A 26,533-nucleotide genomic window follows, 5' to 3' on the forward strand; every position below is an offset into this window, starting at 1 on the left:
GGGAAACCCACTTAGTTTAATGAACGAGGGTTAAAATATTGTTAAGCGCAAAATTTATTTGAATAAACAATTGCAGCTATTTGTAAATCAGGATTTTCTGGTAAGCTGTTTGTTCAAATGAATATAATTTTCGAATTGCTCTTCATCCAGAAATCTTTGAAGTGATTTATATTCGCTCTTCTGGATAGTTTTCAATTTATTCACTTGCTGCCCTGTTCCTAAACTGGAATTAATGATCTCGTTCTTCTTAATAGTGTATTCTATGATCGAATCTTCCAGAAGTTGCGTCTGGTCTAAGGTGAGGTTTAACTGATTTTTCCAGGTTAGAGCAAGCTCAGCGGCAATTTCCCTAATTTCCCTGCGATTTTTTTCATGAATATGGATCTGGGAGTATACGAAACCAGCTACTGCCGCAGCGGCCAGACCAATAATTGTAATCCTGTATTGTAGTTTCATATGAGTAGTAATTATAGCAATTTATCAATTTCAGTAGCAGGTCTTCCAACTACTGCATTTTTATCATTTTCAATAATAGGTCTTTCGATCAATTTGGGGTGCTCGACCATAATATGGATTAATTCATCTTTACTTAGATCTTTCCCTTTATAATTATCTTTCCAGATTTTTTCCCCAGTTCGTACTAATTGAATAGGGGTATAATTTAATTTGGCAAGTAGCAGTTTAAGCTCTTTTGCTGAAAGTGGTTCTTTAAGGTACTCCCTGATCACAAATTCTTTACCAGAATTCTTCAGAAGTTCGAGTCCTTCTCTTGATTTCTTACATCTTGCGTTATGGTAAATAGTGTATTTCATCAAGTCTTAATATATACATTTCAGATTAAATCATAAAAGCTTTAGTATGAACTAATCTTCATTTTTCTGGCCCATCATCATCAAAAAAGCTTTCAGAAAAGGATCGATAGCGCCGTCCATTACAGCATCAACATTTCCAGTTTCTTCCGCAGTTCTAACATCTTTCACGAGTTTATAAGGATGCATTACGTAGTTACGAATCTGCGAGCCCCATTCTATTTTCATTTTTGAATCTTCGATTTCTCTTCGTTGTGCCTGTCTTTTCTGAAGTTCAATTTCAAATAACTGGCTCTTTAATAACTGCATCGCCTTGTTCTTATTTTCAAGCTGAGACCTGGTCTCAGAATTTTCAATAACGATTCCAGTCGGCTCATGACGAAGACGCACAGCGGTCTCTACTTTATTTACGTTCTGTCCACCGGCTCCGGAAGATCTCATGGTTTCCCAGCTAAGATCTGAAGGATTGATGTCAATTTCTATCGTATCATCTACAAGTGGGTACACATAAACAGAAGCAAACGAGGTGTGCCGTTTGGCATTACTATCGAAAGGTGAAATTCTTACAAGTCTGTGTACTCCATTTTCACCTTTTAGCCAACCAAAGGCAAATTCACCTTCGATTTCCAGTGTAACCGTTTTAATTCCAGCTACATCACCGCCCTGGTAATTCAGTTCCCTTATCTTATACTTTCGCTTTTCAGCCCACATCATGTACATACGCATAAGCATTTCAGCCCAGTCGCAACTTTCAGTACCACCAGCACCTGCAGTAATTTGTAAAACCGCACTCATGCTGTCTCCTTCTTCGGAAAGCATGTTTTTAAACTCGAGGTCTTCTATAAGATCAAGAGCATCGTCATTTCTTTTCTGAACATCTTCCGCAGAAGCCTCACCCTCCTTATAGAACTCGTAGAGAACCTCAAGATCCTCTACTAAAGTTTCGGCTTTTGCATATTCATTCACCCAACTTTTCTCAGCATTGACCTCTCTCATAATCTGTTCAGCCTTTTTAGGGTCATTCCAGAAGTCTGGAGCAAAGGTCTTTTCCTCCATATTGGTTATTTCAATCTTCTTGGCATCAATGTCAAAGATACCTCCTTAACGCAACCAGGCGCTCTTTGAGATCTCTTATGTTCTCGGTAGTAATCATATGTTCGATTTGATGTAAAAATAGAATTTAGGGGTGTTTCGGGAAAGTATTTAACGAATAATTTTTAGCTTTAGACGGCTTTAAAAAATCCATCTATGCGCTACGTCTTATCTATCTTTCTGGCATTCAGTATATCAATATCCATAAACGCCCAGTTCCTTGAGAAAAAAGAGGGTCTGAAATCTTATGACGGATTTTTTGATTTTCACTATAACGAAAATGAGGACGAGATCTACCTGGAAGTTGACCGCTTAAATACTGCTTTTTTATATACCCAGTTCTTAACCACCGGAGTAGGATCAAATGATATTGGTCTGGACAGGGGCCAACTAGGCAATACGAAGATTCTGGAATTTAGAAAGGCAGGTAATAAATTGCTATTAGTGGAGCCCAACCAAAATTATCGCGCGATCACTTCCAATCAGGCTGAAAAGAATAGTGTTAAAGAAGCATTTGCAGAGTCGGTAATATTTGGTTTCGAAATCAAAGAAACTAAAGAATCAACTTATATCATTGATCTTACACCGTTTCTAATGCAAGATGCACATGGCGTTAGTGAGAAGCTGAAGAAAGGTAAATTTGGTTCTTATAGCCTCGACAAGTCAAAGAGTGCTCTGAGCCTGGATCGAACTAAAGCCTTTCCAGAGAACGTGGAATTCGAAGCACTTCTTACATTTTCGGGAAAACCCACGGGAAGGACAGTAAATTCTGTAGTGCCAGACGCCCGTAATCTTACGGTTAAGCAGCATCATTCTTTTGTGAAGTTACCAGACGATAATTATAAGAAACGTGTATTCGATCCCAGAAGCGGTACAATTTTCATTTCTTACCAGGATTATGCAAGTCTGGTTTATGAACCAATCACAAAACGTTATGCGATACGGCACAGGCTGGAAAAAAAGAATCCAGATTCCTTAGTAAGCGAAGCTGTTGAGCCTATTGTTTATTACCTGGACCCCGGGACTCCCGAACCTGTACGCTCTGCGTTACTGGAAGGTGCAGCCTGGTGGAACGAAGCTTACGAAGCCATTGGGTATAAAGATGCCTTTCAGGTGAGAATGCTGCCTGAATACGCTGATCCTTTGGATGTTAGATATAATGTGATCCAGTGGGTTCATAGATCTACCAGGGGCTGGAGCTACGGAGCGAGCGTTGTAGATCCAAGAACTGGTGAGATCATTAAGGGGCACGTAAGTTTGGGTAGTTTGAGGATTCGCCAAGATTTTATGATAGCACAGGCGCTTTTAAGTAAACCATTTGCAAAATCTGATGAGAATATTGAACCTATGATGAAACTTGCGCTGGCCAGAATTAGACAGCTGTCTGCCCATGAGGTGGGGCACACTATAGGATTTGCACATAATTTTGCGGCAAGTACGAATGACCGTGCATCTGTAATGGACTATCCTCATCCACAATTTAGTTTGGAAAATGGAGAAATTTCTGCGGAAGATGCCTATGTTACGGGAATAGGAGAATGGGACAAGGTTACTGTTCAATATAGTTATGGGGATATACCGAAGGGTAAAAAAGATGTTGAATATTTGAATGAGACTCTTGAAGACGCCCAAAAAAAAGGGCTCATTTTTATCTCTGATGCTGATGCGCGGGCTGCAGGAGGAGCAAATGCATTCGCTCACTTATGGGATAATGGTAATAACGCGGTTGACGAACTTCGAGATGTTCTGGATATCCGTAAACAGGCAATACAAAACTTTTCAGCTGATAATATTAGAAATGGTGAGCCATTTTCAGTCCTGGAAGATGTGTTTGTACCGTTATATTTTTTCCATAGGTACCAAACTGAAGCCGCAGTAAAACTTGTGGGCGGACTCGAATATGAATATGCCGTCAAAGGAGCGGATAATTTAAATGTAAAAATTCTGGATGGCAATATTCAGAAGAAGGCGACTAAAGAGATATTGAAAACTCTCAAAGCTGAAGAAATTGCAATTCCTAAGGAGAAGCTGGAGCTGTTTCCGCCTCGTGCTTTTGGATATAGTCGTGACCGCGAAAGTTTTAAAAGTAATACCGATGTTGCCTTCGATATTTTCGGAGCTCCAGCTACTGCAGCAGGAATGACTATGCAATTCCTTTTTCACCCTGCAAGAGCTGAAAGGTTAATTCAGCAGAAAGCAGTAGATAATAGTAATCCAGGTCTGGAGTTTTTGCTGCAGGAAACTGTTCGTAATACTATTAAGTCAGATTATAATGATGAGTATCTTAATAAAGTCCAGCAAACGATCAATTTCGTGGTTTTTAAACACCTTCTAAATCTTGCAGCCGGTGATAACTCTACGAGCATGGTTAAATTAATTGTGAACGCTGAAATTGATGAGCTGCAACAATGGCTTCGGAAGAACAATTCCGCAGTAAACAGAGAAATGCTGAGAAATATTAAAGAATTCAGGGAACATCCAGAGCAATTTCAGTTGAAGCTGAATATTCCGAAGATACCTGATGGATCGCCGATTGGTAACTAAATGTTTTATCCAGGCTGAATTAGGATTGGCAGGAGATTTTAAGTTTTTAACTTAGCGAGCAGTAAAAATGATGCAATGAATGAAATAGATTTAAGAAGTGATACGGTAACCAGGCCAACGAAAGGAATGATGCAGGCGATGATGACTGCGGAAGTTGGTGATGATGTATATAAAGAAGATCCAACTATCAATGCTCTCGAGAAAAAGCTAGCTGATATGTTTGGGATGGATGAAGCCTTATTTTTTCCTACCGGAAGTATGGCGAACCAGGCAGCGATTAAATTACATACACAACCCGGGGAACAGCTCATTTGCGATAAATGGGCGCATGTTTTCAATTATGAGGGTGGTGGTGTGTCTTTTAATAGTGGTGTTTCCTGTAAACTTGTAGATGGAGATCGTGGGATGATCACTGCTTCTCAGGTAGAAGAAAATATAAACGCACCAGATTTTTATCATAGTCCGTTGACCACTCTTGTTTGTCTTGAAAACACTACGAACAAAGGTGGAGGAGCATGTTATGAGCTTGAAACCATTCAGGAGATTCGCAAAGTGTGCGATCGCCATGAACTTGGTTTGCATCTTGATGGAGCGAGACTTTTCAATGCTTTTGCTGAAAAAGATTATACTCCTAAAGACTTCGGAAAAGTATTCGATACCATTTCAGTTTGTCTTTCCAAAGGTTTGGGAACTCCGATGGGTTCAGTTCTTATAGGTAAAAAATCTCTGATGAAAAATGCCATTAGAGTGCGAAAAGTTCTTGGAGGAGGAATGCGACAGGTAGGTTTTATGGCTGCTGCGGGAATCTATGCTCTGGATAATCATCTTGAGCAGCTGAAGAAAGATAATGATCGCGCAGCAGAACTTTCAGAATTATTAGCGCAACAACCTTATGTCAAAAGTCTTGAACCAACCGAAACTAACATTATTATTTTCTATCTGAAGGATGATGTAAAAGAATTGGAGTTTATGCAAAAGCTCGATGAGAAGAACATACGAATTAGTAATATGGGACAGGGAAAACTTAGAATTGTAACACATCATGATTATACTGAGGAGATGCACCAATTCTTTATGGAAACCTTGCAGGAAATACGTTTCTAGAGTTTCTTAACTAAATATTAGCAGGGCCTTATCACAGAAGAAATAGACTTTCCTGTAATTTTCGAAAAAACTTAAAGCAATGAAAAATTTAAGACCAAGACAGGCAGTTCCAGAACTTATAGTGAAAACTACTAATGGTATGGACTGGAACCTGAGAGATAATCAACCTGAGAATTTTACCATGCTTATTTTTTACCGAGGGATACACTGCCCGGTTTGTAAAAGCTACCTGGAAGAATTGAACACCATGGTGGGTGATTTCAAAGATAAAGGAGTCAATATTATCTGTGTAAGTTCCAATACGAAGGATTTGGCTGAGAAAACGGTGGAAGAATGGGATGTCGATAACTTAACTATAGGTCATAGTTTTGATGTGGAAGATGGAAGAAAATGGGATTTGTATGTTTCTGAAGGGATTAAAGATTCTGAACCTGCTGAATTCGTAGAGCCAGCTTTGTTTCTGATAAGACCTGACAGCACTTTATATTCAGCGAGCATACAGTCGATGCCTTTCGCAAGACCACAGTTTGTAGATCTCATTAAGTCCATCTCTTTTGTGAATAAAGAAGATTACCCTGCCAGAGGAGAGGCATAGGAATTTTAGAACAAACAAAAAAAAAGCGGGCAATGCCCGCTTTTTTTTATTTGAACATATCCATTCCGGGAATGTCTGGCATTCCATCCTTAGCTGCAGATCCAATTTCAGCTTCGTTGATATCTGTCGCTTTTTTGATCGCTTTGTTCATGGTAAAAACCAGGTAATCTTCCAATTGTTCTTTATCATCCAGTAATTGCTCGTCTACACTAATATTTTTGACTTCGCGATTTGCGGTGATGGTAACTTTTAGCAATCCATCTGCAGATTGTTCGTCTATTAATACAGTATCAAGTCTCTTTTTGGTTTGCTCTACTTTTTCCTGGGCTTCTTTCAGCTTATTCATCATGCCCATCATATCTCCAAACATATCTATTTCGTTTTAAAAATTGGTAAGCTCAAATTTACTAAATTCAGGTTTGAAATATGCCATTATGAAAAGACTATTCGTTATTCTGTTAGGATGCATTACATTTGCAAGCGCTCAAAATAACAATGATTTGGAAAAGAATTTGCAGGCTCCGGTCGCCAAAAAGATCGAGAAAAAATTAGAGAAGCACGGTGATGTGCGTATCGATAATTATTTCTGGATGAATCAGCGGGAAGATCAGGAAGTACTGGATTACTTGATTGCTGAAAATGCATACAACGATAAAATGACTTCCCATACAAAGGATTTTCAGGAGAAATTATTCCTGGAGATGAAGGGCCGTATCAAAGAAGATGACGAGTCTGTTCCTTATAAGTTAAATGGTTACTGGTATATTACCCGGTTCGAGAAAGGATTTGATTACCCGATATATAGTCGTAAGAAGGAAACTCTTGAGGCAGATGAAGAGATCATGTTCAATGTGAACGAGATGGCGAAAGACTTTGATTATTATAGTCTTGGAGGTCTCAATGTATCCCCAGATAACACGATGGTGGCTTTTGGAACAGATACGGTAAGCCGAAGACAGTATACCATTAGGATCAAAAACCTGGAAACAGGTGAGATCTATGATGAAAATATTGAAAATACTACAGGTGGTTCCACCTGGGCGAATGACAATAAAACGCTTTATTATACTAAAAAGGATCCTCAAACTTTAAGATCCTTCAGAATCTATAAGCACATTCTGGGAACAGATCCCGAAACCGATGAACTTGTATATGAAGAGGAGGATGAAACATTCAACTCTTATGTTTACAAATCTAAATCCAGGGAATACATCATAATAGGTTCTCATAGTACGTTAACTACCGAGTACCGTATTCTGGACGCTAATACGCCAGACAAAGAATTTAAAATTTTCCAGCCTCGTGAGCGCGGACTAGAATATAGCATCGCACATTATAAGGACGATTTTTATATAGTCACCAATAAGGATGATGCCACTAATTTTAAATTGATGAAGACTCCTCTTTCACAAACTGAAAAGGAGCACTGGGAAGACGTAATTCCTCATCGAAAGGATTTTTTATTGGAGGATATCGATATCTTCCAGAAATATCTGGTGGTAAGTGAAAGAACAAACGGACTTAACAAAATAAGGATCATCGAATGGGAAGGTAATAAGGAATACTACATTCCGTTCGATAACGAAACCTATACTGCTTATACTTCCATAAATCCTGATTTTGACACAAACTTGTTGAGGTATACTTACAACAGTCTTACTACTCCAACTTCAGTCGTGGAGTATAACATGAAGACCGGAGACAAGACAATTTTGAAAGAGCAGGAAGTCCTGGGTGGAAATTTTGATAAAAATAATTATACATCAGAACGTATCTGGGCCACCGCGAAAGATGGTACTAGCATTCCTGTTTCTTTAGTTTATAAAAAAGGACTTCAGAAAGATCAAAGAAATCCCCTTCTGCAATATGCCTACGGTTCTTATGGTTCTACAATAGATCCTTACTTTTCAACTGTGAGACTGAGTTTGCTGGATCGCGGATTCATTTATGCTATTGCACATATTCGAGGTGGTGAATATCTGGGCAGGGAATGGTATGAGAATGGTAAACTTTTTCAGAAGAAAAACACATTCACAGATTTTATAGATGTATCTGAATTTCTAATTCAGGAGAATTATACGTCTTCCAATCATTTATATGCCATGGGAGGTTCAGCAGGAGGTTTATTGATGGGTGCAGTTGTAAATATGGCTCCCAATTTATATAATGGGGTAATTGCGGCCGTACCGTTTGTAGATGTCATCACTACAATGTTGGATGATAGTATTCCTCTTACCACTGGTGAATATGACGAATGGGGTAATCCTAATGAAAAGTCATATTATGATTATATGAAATCCTATTCTCCTTATGATAATGTTGTAAAACAGGATTATCCAAACATGCTGGTCACTACTGGTCTACACGATAGCCAGGTGCAATACTGGGAACCTGCTAAATGGATTGCGAAACTTAGAGAATATAAGACAGATCAAAACGTTTTATTATTACATACCAATATGGATGCTGGCCATGGTGGTGCTTCAGGAAGGTTTGAAGCGCTTAAGGAAGTGGCTGAAGAATACGCGTTTTTGCTGGATCTGGAGGGTATTAAGGAGTAATTAAAAAATTTGACTTAAATTTGTCGATTAGTAAAATGTGTGAAAATGCATTTTATTTAAAGATCATTTTATGAGAGAAGATTTGCATGTTTACGATAACGTATTGCAATTAGTTGGAAACACCCCGTTGATCAACTTAAATAAAATCATTAAAGATTTCCCCGGAAAGTACTCCGCAAAGATCGAAGCTTTCAATCCAGGTCATTCCTCGAAGGACAGGATCGCATTGTATATTATTGAAGAAGCTGAAAGAAAAGGAATTCTGAAGCCCGGAGATACTATAATTGAAACAACTTCAGGTAATACAGGTTTTAGTATAGCGATGGTAAGTTGCATCAAGGGTTACAATTGTATTCTTGCCGTAAGTTCAAAGTCGTCCAAGGATAAGATCGATATGCTGAAGACAATGGGAGCGAAGGTACATGTGTGCCCTGCGAACGTTCCAGCAGATGATCCAAGGTCTTATTACGAAGTTGCAAAAAGACTTCATTCTGAAATCAAAGGATCGGTATACATTAATCAGTATTTCAATGAGCTTAATATCGATGCTCACTTTAATTCCACAGGACCAGAAATCTGGAAGCAAACTGAAGGATCTATTACACACCTTGTCGCCTGCAGTGGTACTGGTGGAACAATTTCTGGAACTGCAAGATTTTTGAAGTCTAAAAATCCTGAAGTAAAGATCCTTGGGATCGATGCATTTGGTTCAGTTTTAAAAAAATATCACGAAACCAAAGAGTTCGATAAGGATGAGATCTATCCTTACAGGATCGAGGGGCTTGGTAAGAACCTGATCCCGTCAGCTACAGATTTTGAAATGATCGATAAGTTCATGAAAGTTAGTGATGAGGATGCTGCACATACTGCGAGGGAACTTGCACGTACCGAAGGTCTATTCTTAGGTTATACCAGTGGAGCAGCAATGCAGGGATTGAAACAATACCAGGAAGACGGTGAATTTGATGAAAATTCTAATGTGGTATTAATCTTTCCAGATCATGGTTCCAGGTATATGAGCAAAATATATAGTGATGACTGGATGAACGAACAGTGTTTTCTCGATACTCAAAAAGATTCAAAATCTCAATCTATAGAGATCATCAAATAAAATATTAACAATTATTAACAAAAGCATCCTGTTCTTTGCAGGATGCTTTTGTTTTTGTTAGATTTCGATGTTTATAATTTACCTTGTAAAATTGGGCCAATTTTCAGTATTTTTGCGGCTCGTCTAAAAAATGACCGATGAAGGATTTATTTGATAAGATTTACAAAGACAAAGGACCGTTAGGAAAGTGGGCGGAACAGGCAGAAGGATATTTTGTATTTCCTAAACTTGAAGGACCTATTTCCAATAGAATGAAGTTTCGAGGTAAGAATGTAATTACCTGGAGTATAAACGATTACCTTGGTCTTGCCAATCATCCTGAAGTTCGTAAGGTAGATGCTCAGGCAGCTGCAGATTATGGATCGGCTTACCCAATGGGAGCTAGAATGATGAGTGGTCATACAGATCTTCATGAAAAGTTACAGGATGAACTGGCTTCATTCGTAAATAAACAGGCAGCATACCTGTTGAATTTTGGATACCAGGGAATGGTATCTACTATTGATGCTTTAGTTTCGAAACAAGACGTTATCGTTTATGATGTAGATGCTCACGCATGTATCATTGATGGAGTTCGTCTTCACCTTGGACAGCGATTCACTTACAAGCACAACGACTTGGAAAGTATCGAGAAAAACCTGCAGCGTGCAACCAAAATCGCAGAACAAACAGGTGGCGGTATTTTGCTTATTTCTGAAGGAGTTTTCGGTATGCGAGGAGAGCAGGGAAGACTGAAGGAGATCGTTGAATTAAAGAAAAAATATAATTTCAGACTTTTCGTTGATGATGCCCATGGTTTTGGAACTCTTGGAAAGACAGGAGCCGGAGCAGGTGAAGAGCAAGGCGTTCAGGATGATATTGATGTATACTTTGCAACTTTTGCGAAATCCCTGGCAAGTACCGGTGCATTCATCGCTGGAGATAAAGAGATCATGGATTATTTAAAGTATAACCTAAGATCTCAAATGTTCGCTAAATCGCTACAAATGCAATTGGTAGTTGGAGCTTTAAAGCGTCTGGACATGCTAAGAACTATGCCAGAACTTAAAGAAAAACTTTGGGAGAACGTAAATGCCTTGCAAAACGGATTAAAAGATAATGGTTTCGATATTGGAACTACACAAAGTTGTGTAACTCCAGTATACCTGAAAGGAAGTATTCCGGAAGCGATGGCTCTGGTAAAAGATCTTCGTGAAAATCACGGTGTTTTCTGTTCGATTGTAGTTTACCCCGTGATTCCTAAGGGGCTTATTTTGCTCAGAATGATTCCTACAGCAACACATACTTTACAGGACGTTGAAGAGACCTTAACTGCCTTTTCAGCAATTAGAGAAAGACTGGAAAATGGTACTTACAAAAGACTTTCAGCTTCAGTAGAAGCTGCAATGTCTAATAAATAAAGATTATCAATTATAAGAATAAAAAAGGCCGGAAATTCCGGCCTTTTTTATTGATCATTATCTTCAGAATCTTCTTCAGCTTCACGGCTGAGTCTTCTGCTTCTTGCACGTCTCTTGTTTCCTTCATTGGACTCTTCCAGGAATTCATCCACTTTATGCAGATCCAATCGATATGAAACACCGAGGGCAACCTGCCAGCGGGAAGGGGTGTCTTTGAAGTTTACAAGTCCGCTGATATCAAACTGAAGGTTTTCACCCACCAGATAAGCAGCACCTCCACGAAGCAGATCATCAGCATACAGGTTACTTTTGATCCCCTGATATTCTCCAAAGATCGCAAGGTTAGGGGTGACTGTATGAGTTACCGTTGCAATCCCTGTGTAGGTTCTATATTCTTCAGTTAGTTTATCGGCAACAATATTCATTACCAACACCCATCGACCCCAATTGTTTTGTGTGATAAGAGCTACCTTCGGACTAAATTTATTCTCTCCTTCGACCAGGTAGGGATTATCACCAAAGGCGAAGTTTGCCCCCGCGTAGATCGAAACTGCAGGAATCAGGGTTTTCCACTTAAACTTTCTGTTCGCATACCAGCTTCGAATGTTTGGTTTTTCCTCTTCCATATTCTTATATGGATCATAGAATAGATATTTAAGACCAAGTGTATTGGATTTGAAATTTCTTCCCGAAGTTTCCACTGTATTCCCAAGAAAATTCCGAACGATATCCTGATTTTCAAAAGCACCAGTAAGATTGATCTCAAGGTTTTCCATCAACAGTCCGTATCGCAGTTGGTAGTCCACTCCCCAAATGTCGATATCGGCGCCCAGACCTTCATGCATATCGTTTCCAAGGTAGAATCCCGATTCCATCTGAATCACATTGGTTCCTACAGCGAAAGCGCCTTGTGATTGTCCTGGCCGGTTGGAATTTATGGTTTCAGTATATTGTGCCTGAACGGTGAAGCCTGCCATTAGCAGAATCAGGCTGTAGATGCATGTATTGCGCATAACTTGCGGAGTTAATTCAATCAAAGATATAAGTTTTATTATAATTTTATTGCTGAAGCTACTTCCAATCTGAACGCTTATTTTTATTTTTGCCAAAAGCATTAGAATGTTAGAAGCATCCTTATCTGGAGTATTAAAATTTGTACTTGTAGTATTACTTGTATATTTCGGATTCAAAATTATAATTCGATTTTTTGGCCCTCTTATTCTCAAGTATTTCATGCGAAAAATGGGTAAAAAGTTCGAACAGCAGTTCGGTCAGCAATTTGGTAACCAGTTTGGAGGTGCGGCTTCCAAAAAGTCAAAGTCGAATCCTACAAATATTGGTAAGGAACCTAAAGCCAAAACCAATAGGGATAAAAAAGTAGGGGAATATATCGATTACGAAGAAATTGATTAATTTCGAAACTTAGCAGGTTTTAGATCCTGCTTTAAAATTTTCAGTTTCAAAAGACTCGTGAATGCCTGATATTAAGAAATTCATACCACACCTGCTAGTCCTGGCAGGATTTGTTGTTTTATCCCTATTCTACTTTCATCCTATCCTACAGGGCAAGGAAATTTATCAAAGCGATATCATTCAGTATATCGGGATGGCCAAGGAACAGAATGACTTCAGGGAACAAACGGGAGAAGAGCCTTACTGGACCGACTCTGCTTTTGGAGGAATGCCAACTTTCCAGTTAGGAGCATACTATCCACATAATTATATCAAGAAGCTCGATTCTGCCTTGAGGTTTTTACCCAGGCCTGCAGACTACCTGTTTCTTTATTTTATAGGCTTTTATATTTTACTCCTTTGTTTAAAGATAGATTACCGGGTTGCCTTTGTGGGTTCTCTTGCTTTTGGTTTTTCCACTTATCTCATTATTATTCTTGGAATTGGTCATAATGCCAAGGCTCATGCCATTGCGTATATGCCCGTTGTGCTTGCCGGTATCATAACAATATTCAGAAACCGAAATGTTTGGGGTTTCCTGCTCTTAAGTGTTGGGATGGCTCTAGAGATCCAGGCAAACCATTTCCAGATGACCTATTACCTGTTGCTTCTGGTCGTAGTTCTTGGCATCGTTTATTTTATAGATGCGTTTAAAAAAGCATGGATAGGTAATTATTTTAAATCACTTGGAGTTATGGTACTTGCGGTAATTCTGGCTTTGGCTATGAATGCAACCAGCTTGCTTGCTACTAGCGAATATGCCAATTACAGTACGAGGGGAGAGTCAGACCTAAGCATAGGTCCAGACGGCGCTCCTAAAACTGAATCAGGTCTTAGCTACGATTATATCACGGAGTACAGTTATGGAATTCTAGAGAGTTTCAATTTAATGGTTCCTCGATTACTTGGTGGAGGTAGTTCAGAAAATATTGGTAGCGATTCCAATTTATATGATGCTATATTAAAACTTGGAGCTGCACCGGCTCAGGCCAAAGATTTTGCAGAATCGGCTCCAACCTATTGGGGAGATCAACCATTTGTTGGCGCCCCAGCATATATAGGAGCAAGTGTCATCTTCTTATTCATTTTCGCTTTATTTCTTATAAAAGGAAGGTTAAAATGGTGGGTAGTTGGTGGCAGTATACTTGCATTAATCCTGAGTTGGGGAAAGAACTGGTTTGCCGGTTCCAATCCTGTCACGAATCTTTTTATAGAATTCGTACCATTATATGATAAATTTCGTGCCGTGTCATCGATACAGGTGCTGCTGGAATTATGTTTGCCCCTATTAGCGATTGTAGGTCTACATAGATTACTATCAAATAAAATATCCTCAGAAGATAAATTGAATGCCTTGAAATATTCAGGTTTTATCTCGGGAGGTCTGCTTATCTTCTTTTTGCTGCTGAGTTCAGTATTCGATTTTGCCGGAGCTAACGACTCGTTATACAGGGAGCAGTTCGGTATGGATTTTATCAATGCTTTGAAGCAAGATAGAAAGGATATCTTCTTCAGTGATGTGATGAGATCTTTACTTTTTACCGGTATTGGAGTTGGTTTGATCTGGGCATTTCTTAAGAATAAGCTACAGATCAATCTACTAATCGCAGGTTTTACAGTGCTTATACTTGTCGATTTAATTGGAGTGGACAGGCGTTACGTAAATAGTGATGACTTTGTGCAATCCAGAAAGATCAACCAGCCATTTGACCGATATACTGCAGATGATCAAATCTTGGAAGATAAAACGCACTATCGCGTTTTCGATGTTTCCGGAAGTCCGTTTAATACTGGAAGAACTTCTTATTATCACAATGCCTTAGGTGGTTATCACGCGGCCAAACCGGGCAGGATACAGGATCTGTTTGATTTCTATATCGCTAAGAATGATATGGAAATTCTGAGCATGCTCAATGTGAAGTACTTTATTGTTCCTACGGAAAATGGAGTACAGGCGCAACAGAATCCGCAAGCATTTGGAAATGCCTGGGCGGTTGAAACGATCAAATGGGTGGATACCCAGAACGAGGAAATTCAAATTCTGAAGGACGTCAACCTGATGAACACCGCAGTTGTAAATTCTGAATTTAAGGACGTGGTAAGCAATGAATTTGTATATAGTTCCAGCACTAAAATAGATCTGGTGTCACAGAAACCGAATGAACTCAAATACAAATATGAAGCAGATACCGCTCAGTTCATTGTTTTTTCTGAAAATTATTATCAACCCGGTTGGCAGGCTTATATCGATGGAAAGGAAGTAGATCATATTCAGGCGAATTATACACTAAGAGCTATGAATGTGCCTGCAGGGAATCATGAAATTACTTTCAAATTTGAACCTCAGGTTGTTGAGACCGGAAGCACGATAGTTCTAATAAGTTCTATTTTATTTGGCTTGATATTATTGGGAGGACTGGGGTACGAGCTGAAAAATCGTGACCAAATTTAAATCTCTGAATGAAGAAAGCTCTTATCGTTACTTATTATTGGCCACCTGCCGGAGGACCGGGAGTTCAACGCTGGTTGAAATTCGTAACTTACTTAAGAGAATTTAATATTGAACCTGTTGTTTATATTCCGGAAAATCCAGGTTACCCACTTCTAGATGAAAGTTTAGTTGCTGAAATACCAACAGGAATTCGAATTATAAAACAACCAATATTTGAACCATACCGATTTGCAGAAATTTTTTCTAAGGGTGATTCCAGGACTATAAGTTCAGGAATCATCGCCAAGGAGCAGGAGCAGGGTACCATTCAGAAGTTGATGTTATTTGTTCGCGGAAACTTTTTTATCCCGGATGCCAGAAAATTCTGGGTTAAACCATCGGTTAAGTATTTAAAGTCTGTGCTGGAAAAGGAGGATTTTGATGTTCTTATTACCACCGGACCTCCGCATAGTCTTCATTTGATTGGTCTGGAGCTTCAGAAAAGTTTAGGCATAAAGTGGATAGCCGATTTTAGAGATCCCTGGACAGAAATTGGATATCACAAAAAACTTAAACTCACTCAGTCTAGTAAACAAAAGCACCTGGACCTTGAGTATAAAGTCCTCAAAAAAGCTGATCAAATTGTCACTACCAGCTATACTACCAAAGCTGAATTTGAATCTAAAACTACAAGACCTATTCGAGTAATTACGAATGGCTTCGATAATCTCCAGAAGGAGCCGATCACTTCAGATCATTTTGAGATTTCTCATATTGGTTCTTTACTTTCAGGTAGAAGTCCTGAAATTTTGTGGAAGGCTATCGCAGAGATCGTAGAAAATGTTTCTGACTTCAGAAATAAACTAAAAATTAGATTGGCGGGAAAAATAAGTTCCGAAGTAAAGGAAAGTATTGAAGAACTGGGACTTCAGGAATATCTTCAAATGGATGGATATGTTAGCCATAAAGAAGCTCTGGAAATGCAAAATCGAGCTTCGATTCTATTACTTTTGGAAATTGACAGCGAAGAAACCAGGGGAATCGTACCAGGAAAGATCTTTGAATATTTTGCTGCGAAAAAACCAATTCTGGCGATAGGTCCCGAAAACTGGGAAGCAGGTAAAATGGTTCTGGATACGCAAAGCGGAACTTACTTGTTATTTAGTGATAAGGAAAAGGTCAAATCCTGGATTATGGATCAGTTTTATCGAAAAAAGACACAGGGAGTTAAGCAAATAAATAGTGATATTTCAAAATATCATCGTAGAGAGCTTACAGCTGAGCTGGCAGATTTAATCAAAAAGATCTAATGGGAATAATTATTAATCAGTCCATCAAAAATATGGTAACTACCTATCTGGGTTTTGCCATTGGAGCTGTAAATACATTGTTTCTATTCACCTATTTTCTTACTAAAGAATATTACGGATTGGTAAGTTTTCTCCTTTCTGCCGCAAATCTTATCTGGCCGTTTCTGGTTTTTGGGGTACACAGCACGCTAATTAAATTCTTTACTTCTTACAAAACACGAAAAGAACAGGATCGCTTACTTACACTGATGTTAATTCTACCGGCACTGGCGGCTTTACTTTTGGGTTTAATCGGTTTATTATTTTACTCGGAATTGCTGGAATATTTTCAGGGTGAAAATGAGCTCGTCCAGCCCTATATCTGGTTGATTTTCCTAATCGCTTTTGCTACCGCTTATTTTGAAGTATTTTTTGCCTGGTCCAAGATATACTATAAAAGTTCCTTTGGTAATTTTATGAAAGAGGTCTTTCATAGATTTTGCATAAGCGTTCTTCTGCTTATGGTCTATAAGGACTGGATCAGCGTTTCTGCTTTCATCTATGCTATCTCTGGTGTTTTCGTATTTAGGATGATTGTAATGGCATTGTATGCTTTTTCCTTACATCCACCAAGAATTAGCCTGCAAGCTCCTGAAAACCTATCCAGATTGCTTAAATATTCAGCATTAATACTAATCGCGGCCTCAGTAGCTACGGTGTTGCTGGATCTTGATAAAGTGATGATTGAATATTACATGCCTATCGAAAATGTTGCGATCTACGGTATTGCAGTCTATATCGCGACCGTGATCTCTGTCCCACAAAAAGCAATGCATCAGATCACGCATCCAATGACCGCTGAAATGCTGAATACCAAAGATAAGGCAGGATTGAAGAACCTATATCAGAAAAGTTCGCTTAACCTTCTTATTATTAGCGCCTTGATCTTCATCTGGATAATCACGAATGTAGAATCTTTATATGAACTTATTCCGCAGCAATATCAAATTTCGGTATTTGTAGTATTCCTGATTTCAATCGTTAAACTTTACGATAACCTACTGGGGAATAACAATAGTATTCTATTCAATTCAGATTATTATAGAATTGTCCTCGGTATTGGTGTCATCCTCGTATTGCTTGCATTTATCCTGAATTATTTACTTATTCCAAAATTCGGACTCGAGGGTGCTGCGACCGCTAGTTTTCTGGCCTTCTTTGTTTACAATACTTCCAAAATATATCTGGTCTACCTCAAGTTCAGGATTCAGCCATTTTCGAAGTCTACGTGGTTGATGTTAGTATTAACGTTCGTCCTAACGGCTGGCTTTTATTATATCGACATCTCGGCGCTACCAGTTCTAAATATACTTTTGAAGGTTTTAATTTCCGGGATTATCTACGGACTAATCATCTATTTTTCTAAGGTTTCTTCGGAAATAAATACGATGATCGACAAGGTTCTGAACTTGTCATAAACGAGAAAACCCCATCCGCAAGGCAGCATCAGGGGTTTTCTAACTAACCAACCAAAAAATTAAATTATGAACTTGTCATCTACTATATATTATTCATATTTCGTGCCGAACTTCTAGTTCTTGAAGAATTATTTTTTCTTTCGTTCACTGAAGACTTAGACCTGTTCGAAGATCTTGTTCTGGTCGACTCAGCCTTCTGTCTGGTTGGACGTTGAGCTCTTGTATTCCTTTCAACAGAACGAGTTTTATTTTGAACTTTTGGAGTCCTTTCAGTATTTCTCACTGATGTAGAACGACTGGCTTTTTGAACTCTGTTTTCAGTAGACCTGGTGTCCAATCGAGAATTTCTATCTATCGTTCTGGAACTGGTTTTTCTACTATCTGGCGATACACGCCCTTTAGAATTTGTACTTCTTTCAGATCTCGCTCCGTAATTCTTAGATTTGTTATTCATAATAGGAGAACGTTCAGCAGTGCTTATTCTACTGCTTTTTGAGCTATTAGATCGATTCGCATAGGTTTTAGATCTTGCCGCTTGTTGCCTGTTACGAACTAATTGATCGCTTTTACTGGTACGAGCACGATATTGTGCAAGATCACGCTTTTGTTTTACTTGCTTTCCGTAGTGATATTGAGCAACACGCTGAGAAGGTCTGTAGAAATTTCTTTTGTGCTTATGTGTACTATAATAGTTATTATAAACCGTTGTATACTGGTTGTAGCTTACACGATGTGGCTGATAATAAGCCCGGTATGGCTGATTAAATACGATACTAACATTAACGGATGGACGACGATAATAAGAATGCCATGGTCTGCGAACATAATGCCGGTTATAACTGTTTATATAACCTGTTCGTTGAATCACTCTACCAAAATTGTTATAATGTAATCTTAAGGAACCAACATTAGCAAGCATTCCATAACGATTGTAATCCATTACAATATTTCCAGCCTGGATGATTCTACCATAATAATCGTAGTAGACCGGAACATCTTCGATCTGGATTACAGCGCCATAATCATCATATTGAATAAATGGTTCGTAGTTGTAACCAGAATTATAGCTAATATTTACGTTAGGTGTAGAAATTCTTACTGCATTTCCTCTTCGAAAATCAGGATTATAGAAGAAATCGAACTCTCCATTTGGATAAACCGCGAATTCAACACCACCTTCAATAAAAATGAAAGAGTCATCGAAAAGATTAGAGGAGGTAGTACTTCTGGATATTTCAGAATGCGGATTTTCAGCGCTAACTGACCATCCTACAAAAAGGCAAACGATAAATAAGGTCAGATTTCTCATAGTAGTAGTATTTAAATTAAGAACATTTCTTAATTAAATACAAAGCTCATGCCAAAACCCGGAAATACTGCATACGTATCATTTATCCAGCCTCTGTATGGAGATTAAACTATTGAAATACAGTGTATTATGTTAATTTAATTTTTCTGAAAGATAGGGTGCGGTAACGGATTTTTTATTTTTAGCAACTTCCTCAGGAGTTCCTGTAGCAATTAAATAACCGCCGTTTTCTCCACCCTCCAGTCCCAGATCGATCACATGATCGGCGCATTTTACAAGATCCATGTTGTGTTCAATTACTACTACTGAATGTCCTTTAGAAATCAAAGCATTGAAAGATTTCAATAATTTTTTGATATCATGAAAATGCAATCCTGTGGTTGGTTCATCAAAAATGAAGAGTGCTTTGGTTTTGGTTGTTCCTTTAACCAGGAAAGAAGCCAGCTTGATACGCTGAGCTTCACCACCCGATAGAGTAGAGGAGCTTTGTCCTAATTGTACATATCCTAAACCAACATCTTTTAAAGGCTTAAGCTTTTTAACGATCTTATCCTGATCATGATCTTCAAAAAATGCTGTTGCATCATCGATAGTCATATTTAGAACATCATCAATATTCTTATCATGAAAGGTCACTTCAAGCACATCTTTTTTGAAACGCTTACCATTACAGGTTTCACATTCGAGATGAACATCAGCCATGAATTGCATTTCAATGGTAACTTCACCTTCTCCTTTACAGGTTTCACATCTTCCGCCGTCTACATTAAAAGAAAAATGCTTCGGTTGAAAGCCACGTAATTTCGCCAGTCTCTGTGAGGAGAATAGATTTCGAATATCATCATAAGCCTTTATATAGGTTACCGGGTTCGATCTTGATGATCTACCAATAGGGTTTTGATCTACGAACTCTACACTTCCAAGATTTTTAAAATTTCCTTCAATTCCAGAAAACTGACCTGCTTTTTCCCCATAACCTCCCAATTCTTTCTGAATGGCTGGGTAAAATATCTTTTTAACCAAAGTACTTTTTCCACTTCCTGAAACTCCGGTGATTGCTGTAAAGACTCCTAAAGGGATTTCAACATCAATATTCTTCAGGTTGTTCTCCCTTGCTCCAAGTATTTTGATGAAATTCTTAGAAGTTCTTCTCTTATCTGGCACTTCAATATTTTTCTTACCATTAAGATATTCCGCAGTAAGAGAATTAGATTTGAGAATTTGTTTAAGATTTCCTGTTGCAACCACGTGACCACCATTAGTTCCAGCTTCCGGTCCAATATCGATGATCTCATCTGCAGCATTCATAATCTCTTCATCATGTTCCACAACAATGACCGTATTACCAAGATCTCGTAAATGCTTCAAAACACCAATTAACTTCTCGGTATCCTTAGGATGCAATCCAATAGAAGGTTCATCCAAAATGTACATGGACCCAACCAGGCTGCTCCCAAGAGAGGTGGCAAGATTGATCCTTTGTGATTCCCCACCAGAAAGTGTATTGGATTTGCGATTTAAAGTAAGATAATCCAGACCTACATTGGAAAGGAATTGAAGTCGGTTTCTAATTTCCTGCAGTAATCTCTTTGCAATTTTCTCTTCGTATTCATCAAGAGTTAAATCATCAAAGAATGCTCGAACCTTATCCAAAGGTTTTTCTACCAGATCGGTAATATTGAGTCCGTTTATTTTTACATAGTGCGCTTCCTGTCTGAGTCGTTTTCCTTTACAAGCTGAACATTTGGTTTTACCGCGATACCTGGAAAGCATCACCCGATTCTGAATCTTGTATGCCTTGCTCTCCAGAAACTGAAAAAACTGGTTTAATCCTTCGAAATACTGATTTCCATTCCAGACCAGCTCTTTTTGCTCGTCACTTAGTTCAAAATAAGGTTTGTGTATGGGGAAATCGAATTTATGAGAATTCTTGACTAATTGATCTTTATACCAGCTCATACTATCACCTCGCCATGGAAAGATCGCATTTTCATAAATAGATAAACCTGTGTTTGGAATCACAAGTTCCTCATCAATACCTATAACATCGCCGTAACCTTCACACTTGGGACAGGCTCCATATGGATTATTAAAACTGAATAAATGAACGTTTGGTTCCAGAAAGTTGATTCCATCCAGCTCGAATTTATTACTAAAGTGTCTCGAGCTGTTATCTGATAAGCTCTCGATGAATAATTCACCTTTACCTTCGAAAAATGCCGCTTCAACAGCGTCTGCCAGTCGGTTGAAAAAGTCTTCTTCATCCTTTGTAATAATTCGGTCTATTACTAAAAAAGTATTTTCAACTTTTGCTTTAGATAGATCGGTTTCATCAATACGCACTACTGATTCACCTAGTTTTATCCTGCTGTAACCCTGCTGAGCCAGTACATTTATTTTATTTTCGAGCTTACGACCTTCTTCCAGGTGAATAGGAGCGAGAAGTAGCAGTTTTTCACGTTCAGGAAAGCCTTTTACATAATTGATCACATCTGTGACAGTATCCTTCTTGACCTCGTTTCCAGAAACTGGAGAATAGGTTTTACCAATTCTGGCAAATAATAATTTTAGATAGTCATAGATTTCTGTAGAAGTTCCAACGGTAGACCTTGGGTTCGTAGAATTAACCTTTTGTTCTATAGCAATTGCCGGAGCGATACCTTTAATATAATCTACTTTTGGCTTATTCAACCTGCCAAGAAACTGCCGGGCATAGGAACTAAGACTTTCTACGTAGCGCCGTTGACCTTCTGCATAGAGCGTATCAAATGCGAGACTTGACTTTCCTGAACCGGATAGTCCTGTAATAACCACGAGTTTGTTCCTGGGAATTATTGCATTGATATTCTTAAGGTTGTGCAACTTTGCACCTTTAATAATGATATTTTTCTTGGGGTCAACATTGGCTATATCTACGGTCATTCTCTCTGGGATAAGGCTGCAAAGTTACTCATTATCAAGCGGAGAAGAAAGCCGGGAAAAGCCTATAGTATTGTTAAAATATTAAGCTTTTGTTTGCATTTCTCAAATTTAAGTTGCTATATTTGGTGCATAACCAATATTCTTACGCCTATAAAGCACAGTTACTTTTAAACTCTAAATAACCTAACCTCAGGATCTGTTCCTGAAATTTAAAGTAACTGGTATGAATAACACTAAGGTCACCGATGCCTCACTTGTACGTGATTATCTGGAAGGAAACGAGAATGCGCTAGGAACACTTATTAGCCGTCACCAACAAAGAATTTACAGTTTTATTTACTCAAAGGTTTACGATAAAGATATTTCTGAAGATATTTTTCAGGATACATTCATTAAAGTGATTCGTACTCTAAAGCGAGGTAAATACAACGAGGAAGGTAAATTTCTTCCCTGGGTGATGCGAATAGCACATAATCTAGTCATTGACCATTTCCGAAGAAATAAGCGAATGCCCAAATTTGACAATAGCGGGGATTTTAATATTTTCTCAGTACTAAGCGATGGTGATCTAAATGCAGAAACCCAAATTATTAAGGATCAAATAGAATCAGACGTTCAGGAACTTATAAAAGAACTTCCGGAAGATCAATTGGAGGTCCTTACTATGAGGATCTATAAAGATATGAGTTTCAAGGAAATTTCAGATCGAACAGGAGTTAGTATTAATACCGCTTTGGGTAGAATGCGATACGCCTTGATCAATCTTAGAAAGATCATTGAGAAACGGAATTTGATCTTAACAAACTAATTTCGCAATATTATGAAGTAAATGCCGTTAATTTATAAATACCAAAAAATAACGGCACATGGGGAAACTCTACTTTAAAAAATCTTCGAAAGAAGAAACAAATGTTCAACCACGTCCAGCAAAGGAAACGATCGAGTTTTTACTCAGTTATTCCAAAGCCCTGAACGTTGTGGAATATCAAAACATGAAGTTTGAAACACTTCTAAACTAAACAAAAACCTGTCATTTCTGGCAGGTTTCATTTTTTTATCTTCTTATTATATTCGGCAATTACACTTTTTCGGCCAATAGTTTTTGTGATGATATCCTTATCCAGGTTCCAGGCTCGTGCCGGAGAATACTGTCTCCCATACCAGATAATTTGTAAATGTAGTCGGTTCCATAGATCTTCAGGAAAAAGTCTTTTTGCATCTCTTTCCGTATGCACCACGTTTTTTCCATTCGTAAGATTCCAGCGATACATAAGTCTGTGAATATGCGTGTCAACTGGAAATGCAGGAATATTAAATGCCTGTGCCACTACTACGCTGGCAGTTTTATGACCCACCGCAGGAAGTTCTTCCAGAGCTTCTATACTTTTTGGGACCTGACCATTGTACTTTTCCAGTAGAATATGGGAAAGCCCATGTATGCCTTTGGACTTCATTGGAGAAAGCCCAACTGGCCTGATAATATCCCGAATTTCCTCTACACTTAATTTCACCATTTTCTCAGGAGTATCTGCGATCTCAAATAGTTTAGGAGTGATTTGATTGACTTTTACATCGGTGCTTTGAGCAGAAAGCAACACCGCGACCAATAAGGTATATGGATCTTTATGATCTAAAGGTATAGGAATTTCAGGATAGATTTCATTTAGAGTATCAATTACAAACTGAACCTTTTCCTTTTTGGTCATAAAGCTTTATTTTTAAACAAAAGTAAGAATTATGACAACATTAAAAGCAGGGGATAAAGCTCCCGATTTCAAAGCTGAAGATCAGGACGGAAATAACATCACTTTAAACGATTATAAAGGAAAAAAGCTGGTATTATTTTTCTACCCGAAAGCGAGCACGCCAGGTTGTACTGCGGAAGCCTGTAATCTAAGTGATAATTATGAAGCAATGAGTGCAAAAGGTTATGACATTTTGGGCGTTAGTGCTGACTCAAAAAAAAGACAGCAAAACTTCAGAAATAAGTATGATTTTAAATATCCATTACTTGCAGATGAGGAAAAGGAAGTGATCGAAGCTTACGGAGTTTGGGGACCCAAGAAATTTATGGGAAAAGAATACGAAGGCATTCACCGAACCACTTTTATTATTGATGAACAAGGAATGATCGAAGAAGTAATTCAGAAGGTGAAAACCAAGGCTCACGCCGAGCAGATCATGGAATAACATAGTAGGCGGCCGATTTATTCGGCCGCTCTTATTTTTACTTTCTGAATCGTAGCAATACTATCGCAATTTTGTATTCTGAATTCTAATTCTTCAGTTTCACGTGTTCCGGTAACATAATAGATATTGCAGGGTTTCGCATCAGTATCACTTAAGTTAAAATCAACATCTCCATTTTTAAGAACTTCGGAAATATAGGAAGTGTCAATTTCGCGATCCATGAAAAAACTTAATGATTCTTCAGACCATTTTCTCTCTTTTATCTTAATATTTTTCAGCACACGTGCATTTGGAGAGTAATCGCAAGAAGCTTTTTTACCACCTAAAAAAAATGTTAATAGTACAATTCCGAAGAATAGTCCGACGCCAAAATAGCCAAAGCGATGTATAAGTTTCATTAATTAGAAAATCAGGAGATTTATATCACGGTAAGAAAGATTGAACCATTCTGCTATCGATTTATTGGTCAAAATTCCGTGGTAAAAATACAAACCATTACGTAAACCGCGATCAAATCTTAGAGTATTTTCCAAACCACCCTCTTCACCAATATGTAACAAATACGGGGTAAAAATATTACTTATTGAAAGGGAGCTCGTTCTGGCGTACCTGGACGGGATATTAGGAACACAATAATGAATGACATTATGTTTTTTGAAAATAGGTTCATCATGGCTTGTGATCTCGCTGGTTTCCACGCAACCACCCATATCGATGCTTACATCAATGATCACGGCGCCTCTTTTCATACTTTGTACCATGTTCTCAGTAATAAGCACCGGACTTCGATCCTTTCCACGAACAGCACCAATTACAACGTCTGCACGTTTTAGCGCTTTTGACAAATTTTTAGGCTGAATGGTACTGGTATAAAACGTATTGGTAAGATTCGCCTGAATATTACGAAGTTTCGTAAGGGAAGAATCAAATACTTTGACGCTGGCCCCAAGACCAATAGCCGATCTGGTCGCGAATTCACCTACGGTACCTGCTCCAATAATTACTACCTCAACAGGTGGTACACCGCTAATATTTCCAAACATGAGTCCGTTTCCATCCGCATGATTACTCATGATCTCAGAAGCAATGAGGACAGAAGCTGTTCCGGCAATTTCGCTCAAGGCACGCACGATAGGGTAGGAGCCATCATCGTCCCGAATAAATTCGAAGCCAAGTGCAGTAATTCTTTTTTCTGCCAGCTTCTGAAAATACTCTTTACACTGAGTTTTAATTTGAAGCGCAGAAATTATGGTTGTTTGCGGATTGATATTTTCAAGTTCCTCAAGAGATGGCGGCTCTATTTTCAATATGGTAGGGCAGGAGAATACTTTGCGGGTATCTTTGGTGATTTCTGCTCCGGCATCTGAATAATCTTTATCGCTAAAGCGCGCCCATTTCCCGGCACCGGATTCAATCATGACCCGATGTCCATGTGCGGTGATAGCTGCAACTGCATCAGGACTTAAACAAATCCTTTTTTCCTGGTAGGCGGTTTCTTTGGGTATTCCTATGAATAATTCACCCTTTTTCTTGTAGATCTCAAGAGTTTCTTCCTGTGGAATAAGTTGTTCTTTGGTAAAAGGTGAAACCTGCTGTTTGCCCATAGTTATTGGTTAAAGCAGTTAAATTACAACTTAAAATGGAATTGAAAAATATAAACTAAAGTTTACGGTAGTAGTCTTCAACAAGTACATTGGAATGTTCGTTATGCTTATCATCTTCCTGAAACTCCTTCAATTCTTTTCGATCTTTATCGGAAATATTGGAAAATACAGAAACTTCTGTTTCTTCCAATTCTGATAGATCTAGACCATATATTCGATCAAATATCTTAACTCTAATTAAGTATACTATACTGAGAATAATAATGAAGAATGGAGCTAAATAGATAAGCTGATTTATATCCATGAAGTCAGTTCGAAGATATACATCTTGGTAAAAGAGTATTATAATCTGAAATGAATACATGGCAATAGGAACCAGTATCACATGGTACCACCAATGTTTGCAGGTGAAAAACCAAATGAGTAATAAGAATAATGGTGTAATTTTACCTGAATAGGTCCAGGCAGCAGTCATAACATCTTCGTAATACCTACTTTCGTAGGTAAAAAAAGAATTTTCCCAAACGGGTCCGCTTGGGAAAATTTCATAGATGTAAAATAAATAAGGTGAAAATGCTATAGCTATAGATAGTAGACTACCCAGCAGCAGGTATCTTGAGTTTTGATTTTTGAACAGCTTGT

Annotated in this window: 24 protein-coding genes; 13 read left to right on the forward strand and 11 right to left on the reverse strand. The window is 38.3% G+C overall.

Going from position 1 to position 26,533, the window contains the following annotated elements; all coding sequences use genetic code 11:
• Nucleotides 1-87 precede the first annotated feature (87 nt).
• The 3 genes from ACNKXS_RS10945 to prfB form a co-directional block, all read right to left on the reverse strand.
• Nucleotides 88-456, reverse strand: coding sequence for a hypothetical protein (locus ACNKXS_RS10945; RefSeq protein ID WP_298525766.1), 369 nt, complete (start codon nucleotides 454-456; stop codon nucleotides 88-90).
• A gap of 11 nt (nucleotides 457-467) precedes the next feature.
• Nucleotides 468-812 carry an arsenate reductase (glutaredoxin) gene (gene arsC / locus ACNKXS_RS10950; protein ID WP_417920878.1) on the reverse strand — a complete coding sequence of 115 codons (345 nt, stop codon included), beginning with the start codon at nucleotides 810-812 and terminating at the stop codon, nucleotides 468-470.
• A gap of 51 nt (nucleotides 813-863) precedes the next feature.
• Nucleotides 864-1,962 (reverse strand): peptide chain release factor 2 gene (gene prfB, locus ACNKXS_RS10955; protein ID WP_417920879.1). Its coding sequence is split into 2 segments (ribosomal slippage): nucleotides 864-1,898 and nucleotides 1,900-1,962, totalling 1,098 coding nucleotides; the frame shifts between segments, so codons are not numbered across the junction.
• Nucleotides 1,963-2,057: 95 nt separating this feature from the next.
• On the opposite strand from prfB, the gene ACNKXS_RS10960 reads away from it, so the two are divergent.
• The 3 genes from ACNKXS_RS10960 to ACNKXS_RS10970 all read left to right on the forward strand — a co-directional run bounded on the left by ACNKXS_RS10960 (nucleotide 2,058) and on the right by ACNKXS_RS10970 (nucleotide 6,144).
• Nucleotides 2,058-4,445, forward strand: coding sequence for a zinc-dependent metalloprotease (locus tag ACNKXS_RS10960; protein ID WP_417920880.1), 2,388 nt, complete (start codon nucleotides 2,058-2,060; stop codon nucleotides 4,443-4,445).
• Nucleotides 4,446-4,520: 75 nt separating this feature from the next.
• Complete coding sequence (locus tag ACNKXS_RS10965) at nucleotides 4,521-5,549, forward strand: threonine aldolase family protein (protein WP_417920881.1); 1,029 nt, start codon at nucleotides 4,521-4,523, stop codon at nucleotides 5,547-5,549.
• 79 nt (nucleotides 5,550-5,628) lie between these two features.
• Entirely contained in the window at nucleotides 5,629-6,144 is a 516-nt protein-coding gene (locus ACNKXS_RS10970) for a redoxin domain-containing protein (protein WP_417920882.1), read from the forward strand.
• A gap of 46 nt (nucleotides 6,145-6,190) precedes the next feature.
• Here the strand turns inward: ACNKXS_RS10970 and ACNKXS_RS10975 are convergent, their stop codons facing one another.
• Complete coding sequence (locus ACNKXS_RS10975; protein WP_417920883.1) at nucleotides 6,191-6,514, reverse strand: YbaB/EbfC family nucleoid-associated protein; 324 nt, start codon at nucleotides 6,512-6,514, stop codon at nucleotides 6,191-6,193.
• Between the two features lie 64 nt (nucleotides 6,515-6,578).
• On the opposite strand from ACNKXS_RS10975, the gene ACNKXS_RS10980 reads away from it, so the two are divergent.
• From ACNKXS_RS10980 to ACNKXS_RS10990, 3 genes are all read left to right on the forward strand, one after another.
• On the forward strand, nucleotides 6,579-8,705 hold the full coding sequence (locus ACNKXS_RS10980; protein WP_417920884.1) for a S9 family peptidase: 2,127 nt from the start codon (nucleotides 6,579-6,581) through the stop codon (nucleotides 8,703-8,705).
• 70 nt (nucleotides 8,706-8,775) lie between these two features.
• Nucleotides 8,776-9,816, forward strand: coding sequence for a cysteate synthase (locus ACNKXS_RS10985; protein WP_417920885.1), 1,041 nt, complete (start codon nucleotides 8,776-8,778; stop codon nucleotides 9,814-9,816).
• Nucleotides 9,817-9,953: 137 nt separating this feature from the next.
• Nucleotides 9,954-11,216: a cysteate-C-fatty acyltransferase gene (locus tag ACNKXS_RS10990; protein WP_322302710.1), complete on the forward strand. Its 1,263-nt coding sequence runs from the start codon at nucleotides 9,954-9,956 to the stop codon at nucleotides 11,214-11,216.
• 47 nt (nucleotides 11,217-11,263) lie between these two features.
• Here the strand turns inward: ACNKXS_RS10990 and ACNKXS_RS10995 are convergent, their stop codons facing one another.
• Entirely contained in the window at nucleotides 11,264-12,229 is a 966-nt protein-coding gene (locus ACNKXS_RS10995; protein WP_417920886.1) for a transporter, read from the reverse strand.
• A gap of 106 nt (nucleotides 12,230-12,335) precedes the next feature.
• Here ACNKXS_RS10995 and ACNKXS_RS11000 point away from each other — a divergent pair, with 106 nt between their 5' ends.
• The 4 genes from ACNKXS_RS11000 to ACNKXS_RS11015 all read left to right on the forward strand — a co-directional run bounded on the left by ACNKXS_RS11000 (nucleotide 12,336) and on the right by ACNKXS_RS11015 (nucleotide 17,866).
• Entirely contained in the window at nucleotides 12,336-12,629 is a 294-nt protein-coding gene (locus tag ACNKXS_RS11000) for a DUF4834 family protein (protein WP_417920887.1), read from the forward strand.
• A 61-nt stretch (nucleotides 12,630-12,690) separates the two neighbouring features.
• Nucleotides 12,691-15,120 carry a YfhO family protein gene (locus ACNKXS_RS11005; protein ID WP_417920888.1) on the forward strand — a complete coding sequence of 810 codons (2,430 nt, stop codon included), beginning with the start codon at nucleotides 12,691-12,693 and terminating at the stop codon, nucleotides 15,118-15,120.
• 8 nt (nucleotides 15,121-15,128) lie between these two features.
• Nucleotides 15,129-16,409 (forward strand): glycosyltransferase, encoded by a 1,281-nt coding sequence (locus ACNKXS_RS11010; protein ID WP_417920889.1) that lies wholly within the window; start codon nucleotides 15,129-15,131, stop codon nucleotides 16,407-16,409.
• The gene (locus ACNKXS_RS11015; protein ID WP_417920890.1) at nucleotides 16,409-17,866 is read left to right on the forward strand and encodes an oligosaccharide flippase family protein; all 1,458 of its coding nucleotides are present in this window, start codon (nucleotides 16,409-16,411) and stop codon (nucleotides 17,864-17,866) included. Before ACNKXS_RS11010 ends, ACNKXS_RS11015 begins: the two co-directional genes overlap by 1 nt.
• An 82-nt stretch (nucleotides 17,867-17,948) precedes the next feature.
• Here ACNKXS_RS11015 and ACNKXS_RS11020 read toward each other — a convergent pair whose 3' ends face one another.
• Together ACNKXS_RS11020 and uvrA are read right to left on the reverse strand one after the other, a co-directional pair.
• The gene (locus ACNKXS_RS11020) at nucleotides 17,949-19,175 is read right to left on the reverse strand and encodes a hypothetical protein (RefSeq protein ID WP_417920891.1); all 1,227 of its coding nucleotides are present in this window, start codon (nucleotides 19,173-19,175) and stop codon (nucleotides 17,949-17,951) included.
• A gap of 132 nt (nucleotides 19,176-19,307) precedes the next feature.
• Nucleotides 19,308-22,097, reverse strand: a complete 2,790-nt coding sequence (uvrA, locus tag ACNKXS_RS11025) for an excinuclease ABC subunit UvrA (RefSeq protein ID WP_417920892.1) — start codon at nucleotides 22,095-22,097, stop codon at nucleotides 19,308-19,310.
• Nucleotides 22,098-22,320: 223 nt separating this feature from the next.
• On the opposite strand from uvrA, the gene ACNKXS_RS11030 reads away from it, so the two are divergent.
• Both ACNKXS_RS11030 and ACNKXS_RS11035 read left to right on the forward strand, forming a co-directional pair.
• Nucleotides 22,321-22,905, forward strand: coding sequence for an RNA polymerase sigma factor (locus tag ACNKXS_RS11030; RefSeq protein WP_141877630.1), 585 nt, complete (start codon nucleotides 22,321-22,323; stop codon nucleotides 22,903-22,905).
• A gap of 58 nt (nucleotides 22,906-22,963) precedes the next feature.
• Nucleotides 22,964-23,116 (forward strand): hypothetical protein, encoded by a 153-nt coding sequence (locus ACNKXS_RS11035; protein WP_417920893.1) that lies wholly within the window; start codon nucleotides 22,964-22,966, stop codon nucleotides 23,114-23,116.
• Nucleotides 23,117-23,143: 27 nt separating this feature from the next.
• On the opposite strand, the gene ACNKXS_RS11040 is transcribed toward ACNKXS_RS11035, so the two are convergent.
• Nucleotides 23,144-23,803 carry an endonuclease III domain-containing protein gene (locus ACNKXS_RS11040; protein ID WP_417920894.1) on the reverse strand — a complete coding sequence of 220 codons (660 nt, stop codon included), beginning with the start codon at nucleotides 23,801-23,803 and terminating at the stop codon, nucleotides 23,144-23,146.
• A 31-nt stretch (nucleotides 23,804-23,834) separates the two neighbouring features.
• Between ACNKXS_RS11040 and bcp the strand changes: the two genes are divergently transcribed.
• Complete coding sequence (gene bcp, locus ACNKXS_RS11045) at nucleotides 23,835-24,287, forward strand: thioredoxin-dependent thiol peroxidase (RefSeq protein ID WP_417920895.1); 453 nt, start codon at nucleotides 23,835-23,837, stop codon at nucleotides 24,285-24,287.
• Between the two features lie 17 nt (nucleotides 24,288-24,304).
• Here bcp and ACNKXS_RS11050 read toward each other — a convergent pair whose 3' ends face one another.
• The 3 genes from ACNKXS_RS11050 to ACNKXS_RS11060 form a co-directional block, all read right to left on the reverse strand.
• On the reverse strand, nucleotides 24,305-24,685 hold the full coding sequence (locus ACNKXS_RS11050) for a hypothetical protein (RefSeq protein WP_417920896.1): 381 nt from the start codon (nucleotides 24,683-24,685) through the stop codon (nucleotides 24,305-24,307).
• Nucleotides 24,686-24,688: 3 nt separating this feature from the next.
• A complete protein-coding gene (locus ACNKXS_RS11055; protein ID WP_417920897.1) occupies nucleotides 24,689-25,891 on the reverse strand; it encodes an alanine dehydrogenase in 1,203 nt (400 codons plus the stop codon).
• Between the two features lie 55 nt (nucleotides 25,892-25,946).
• Nucleotides 25,947-26,533, reverse strand: a 587-nt coding sequence (locus ACNKXS_RS11060) for a hypothetical protein (RefSeq protein ID WP_417920898.1), incomplete at its 5' end; no start/stop codon positions are given.

The organism is Christiangramia marina (assembly GCF_048285865.1).
Lineage (GTDB): Bacteria > Bacteroidota > Bacteroidia > Flavobacteriales > Flavobacteriaceae > Christiangramia > Christiangramia marina.

What these genes read in the sequence shown, in the direction of transcription:
- ACNKXS_RS11035 (WP_417920893.1), top strand. Translation starts at nt 22,964, where the DNA reads ATGGGGAAACTCTACTTTAAAAAATCTTCGAAAGAAGAAACAAATGTT.
- ACNKXS_RS11040 (WP_417920894.1), bottom strand. Translation starts at nt 23,803, where the DNA reads ATGACCAAAAAGGAAAAGGTTCAGTTTGTAATTGATACTCTAAATGAA.
- ACNKXS_RS11000 (WP_417920887.1), top strand. Translation starts at nt 12,336, where the DNA reads ATGTTAGAAGCATCCTTATCTGGAGTATTAAAATTTGTACTTGTAGTA.
- ACNKXS_RS10975 (WP_417920883.1), bottom strand. Translation starts at nt 6,514, where the DNA reads ATGTTTGGAGATATGATGGGCATGATGAATAAGCTGAAAGAAGCCCAG.
- ACNKXS_RS11020 (WP_417920891.1), bottom strand. Translation starts at nt 19,175, where the DNA reads ATGAGAAATCTGACCTTATTTATCGTTTGCCTTTTTGTAGGATGGTCA.
- ACNKXS_RS11030 (WP_141877630.1), top strand. Translation starts at nt 22,321, where the DNA reads ATGAATAACACTAAGGTCACCGATGCCTCACTTGTACGTGATTATCTG.
- ACNKXS_RS11050 (WP_417920896.1), bottom strand. Translation starts at nt 24,685, where the DNA reads ATGAAACTTATACATCGCTTTGGCTATTTTGGCGTCGGACTATTCTTC.
- ACNKXS_RS10965 (WP_417920881.1), top strand. Translation starts at nt 4,521, where the DNA reads ATGAATGAAATAGATTTAAGAAGTGATACGGTAACCAGGCCAACGAAA.
- bcp (WP_417920895.1), top strand. Translation starts at nt 23,835, where the DNA reads ATGACAACATTAAAAGCAGGGGATAAAGCTCCCGATTTCAAAGCTGAA.
- ACNKXS_RS11005 (WP_417920888.1), top strand. Translation starts at nt 12,691, where the DNA reads ATGCCTGATATTAAGAAATTCATACCACACCTGCTAGTCCTGGCAGGA.
- ACNKXS_RS10945 (WP_298525766.1), bottom strand. Translation starts at nt 456, where the DNA reads ATGAAACTACAATACAGGATTACAATTATTGGTCTGGCCGCTGCGGCA.
- ACNKXS_RS10995 (WP_417920886.1), bottom strand. Translation starts at nt 12,229, where the DNA reads ATGCGCAATACATGCATCTACAGCCTGATTCTGCTAATGGCAGGCTTC.
- ACNKXS_RS10990 (WP_322302710.1), top strand. Translation starts at nt 9,954, where the DNA reads ATGAAGGATTTATTTGATAAGATTTACAAAGACAAAGGACCGTTAGGA.
- uvrA (WP_417920892.1), bottom strand. Translation starts at nt 22,097, where the DNA reads ATGACCGTAGATATAGCCAATGTTGACCCCAAGAAAAATATCATTATT.
- ACNKXS_RS11055 (WP_417920897.1), bottom strand. Translation starts at nt 25,891, where the DNA reads ATGGGCAAACAGCAGGTTTCACCTTTTACCAAAGAACAACTTATTCCA.
- arsC (WP_417920878.1), bottom strand. Translation starts at nt 812, where the DNA reads ATGAAATACACTATTTACCATAACGCAAGATGTAAGAAATCAAGAGAA.
- ACNKXS_RS10985 (WP_417920885.1), top strand. Translation starts at nt 8,776, where the DNA reads ATGAGAGAAGATTTGCATGTTTACGATAACGTATTGCAATTAGTTGGA.
- ACNKXS_RS11010 (WP_417920889.1), top strand. Translation starts at nt 15,129, where the DNA reads ATGAAGAAAGCTCTTATCGTTACTTATTATTGGCCACCTGCCGGAGGA.
- ACNKXS_RS11015 (WP_417920890.1), top strand. Translation starts at nt 16,409, where the DNA reads ATGGGAATAATTATTAATCAGTCCATCAAAAATATGGTAACTACCTAT.
- ACNKXS_RS10960 (WP_417920880.1), top strand. Translation starts at nt 2,058, where the DNA reads ATGCGCTACGTCTTATCTATCTTTCTGGCATTCAGTATATCAATATCC.
- ACNKXS_RS10970 (WP_417920882.1), top strand. Translation starts at nt 5,629, where the DNA reads ATGAAAAATTTAAGACCAAGACAGGCAGTTCCAGAACTTATAGTGAAA.
- ACNKXS_RS10980 (WP_417920884.1), top strand. Translation starts at nt 6,579, where the DNA reads ATGAAAAGACTATTCGTTATTCTGTTAGGATGCATTACATTTGCAAGC.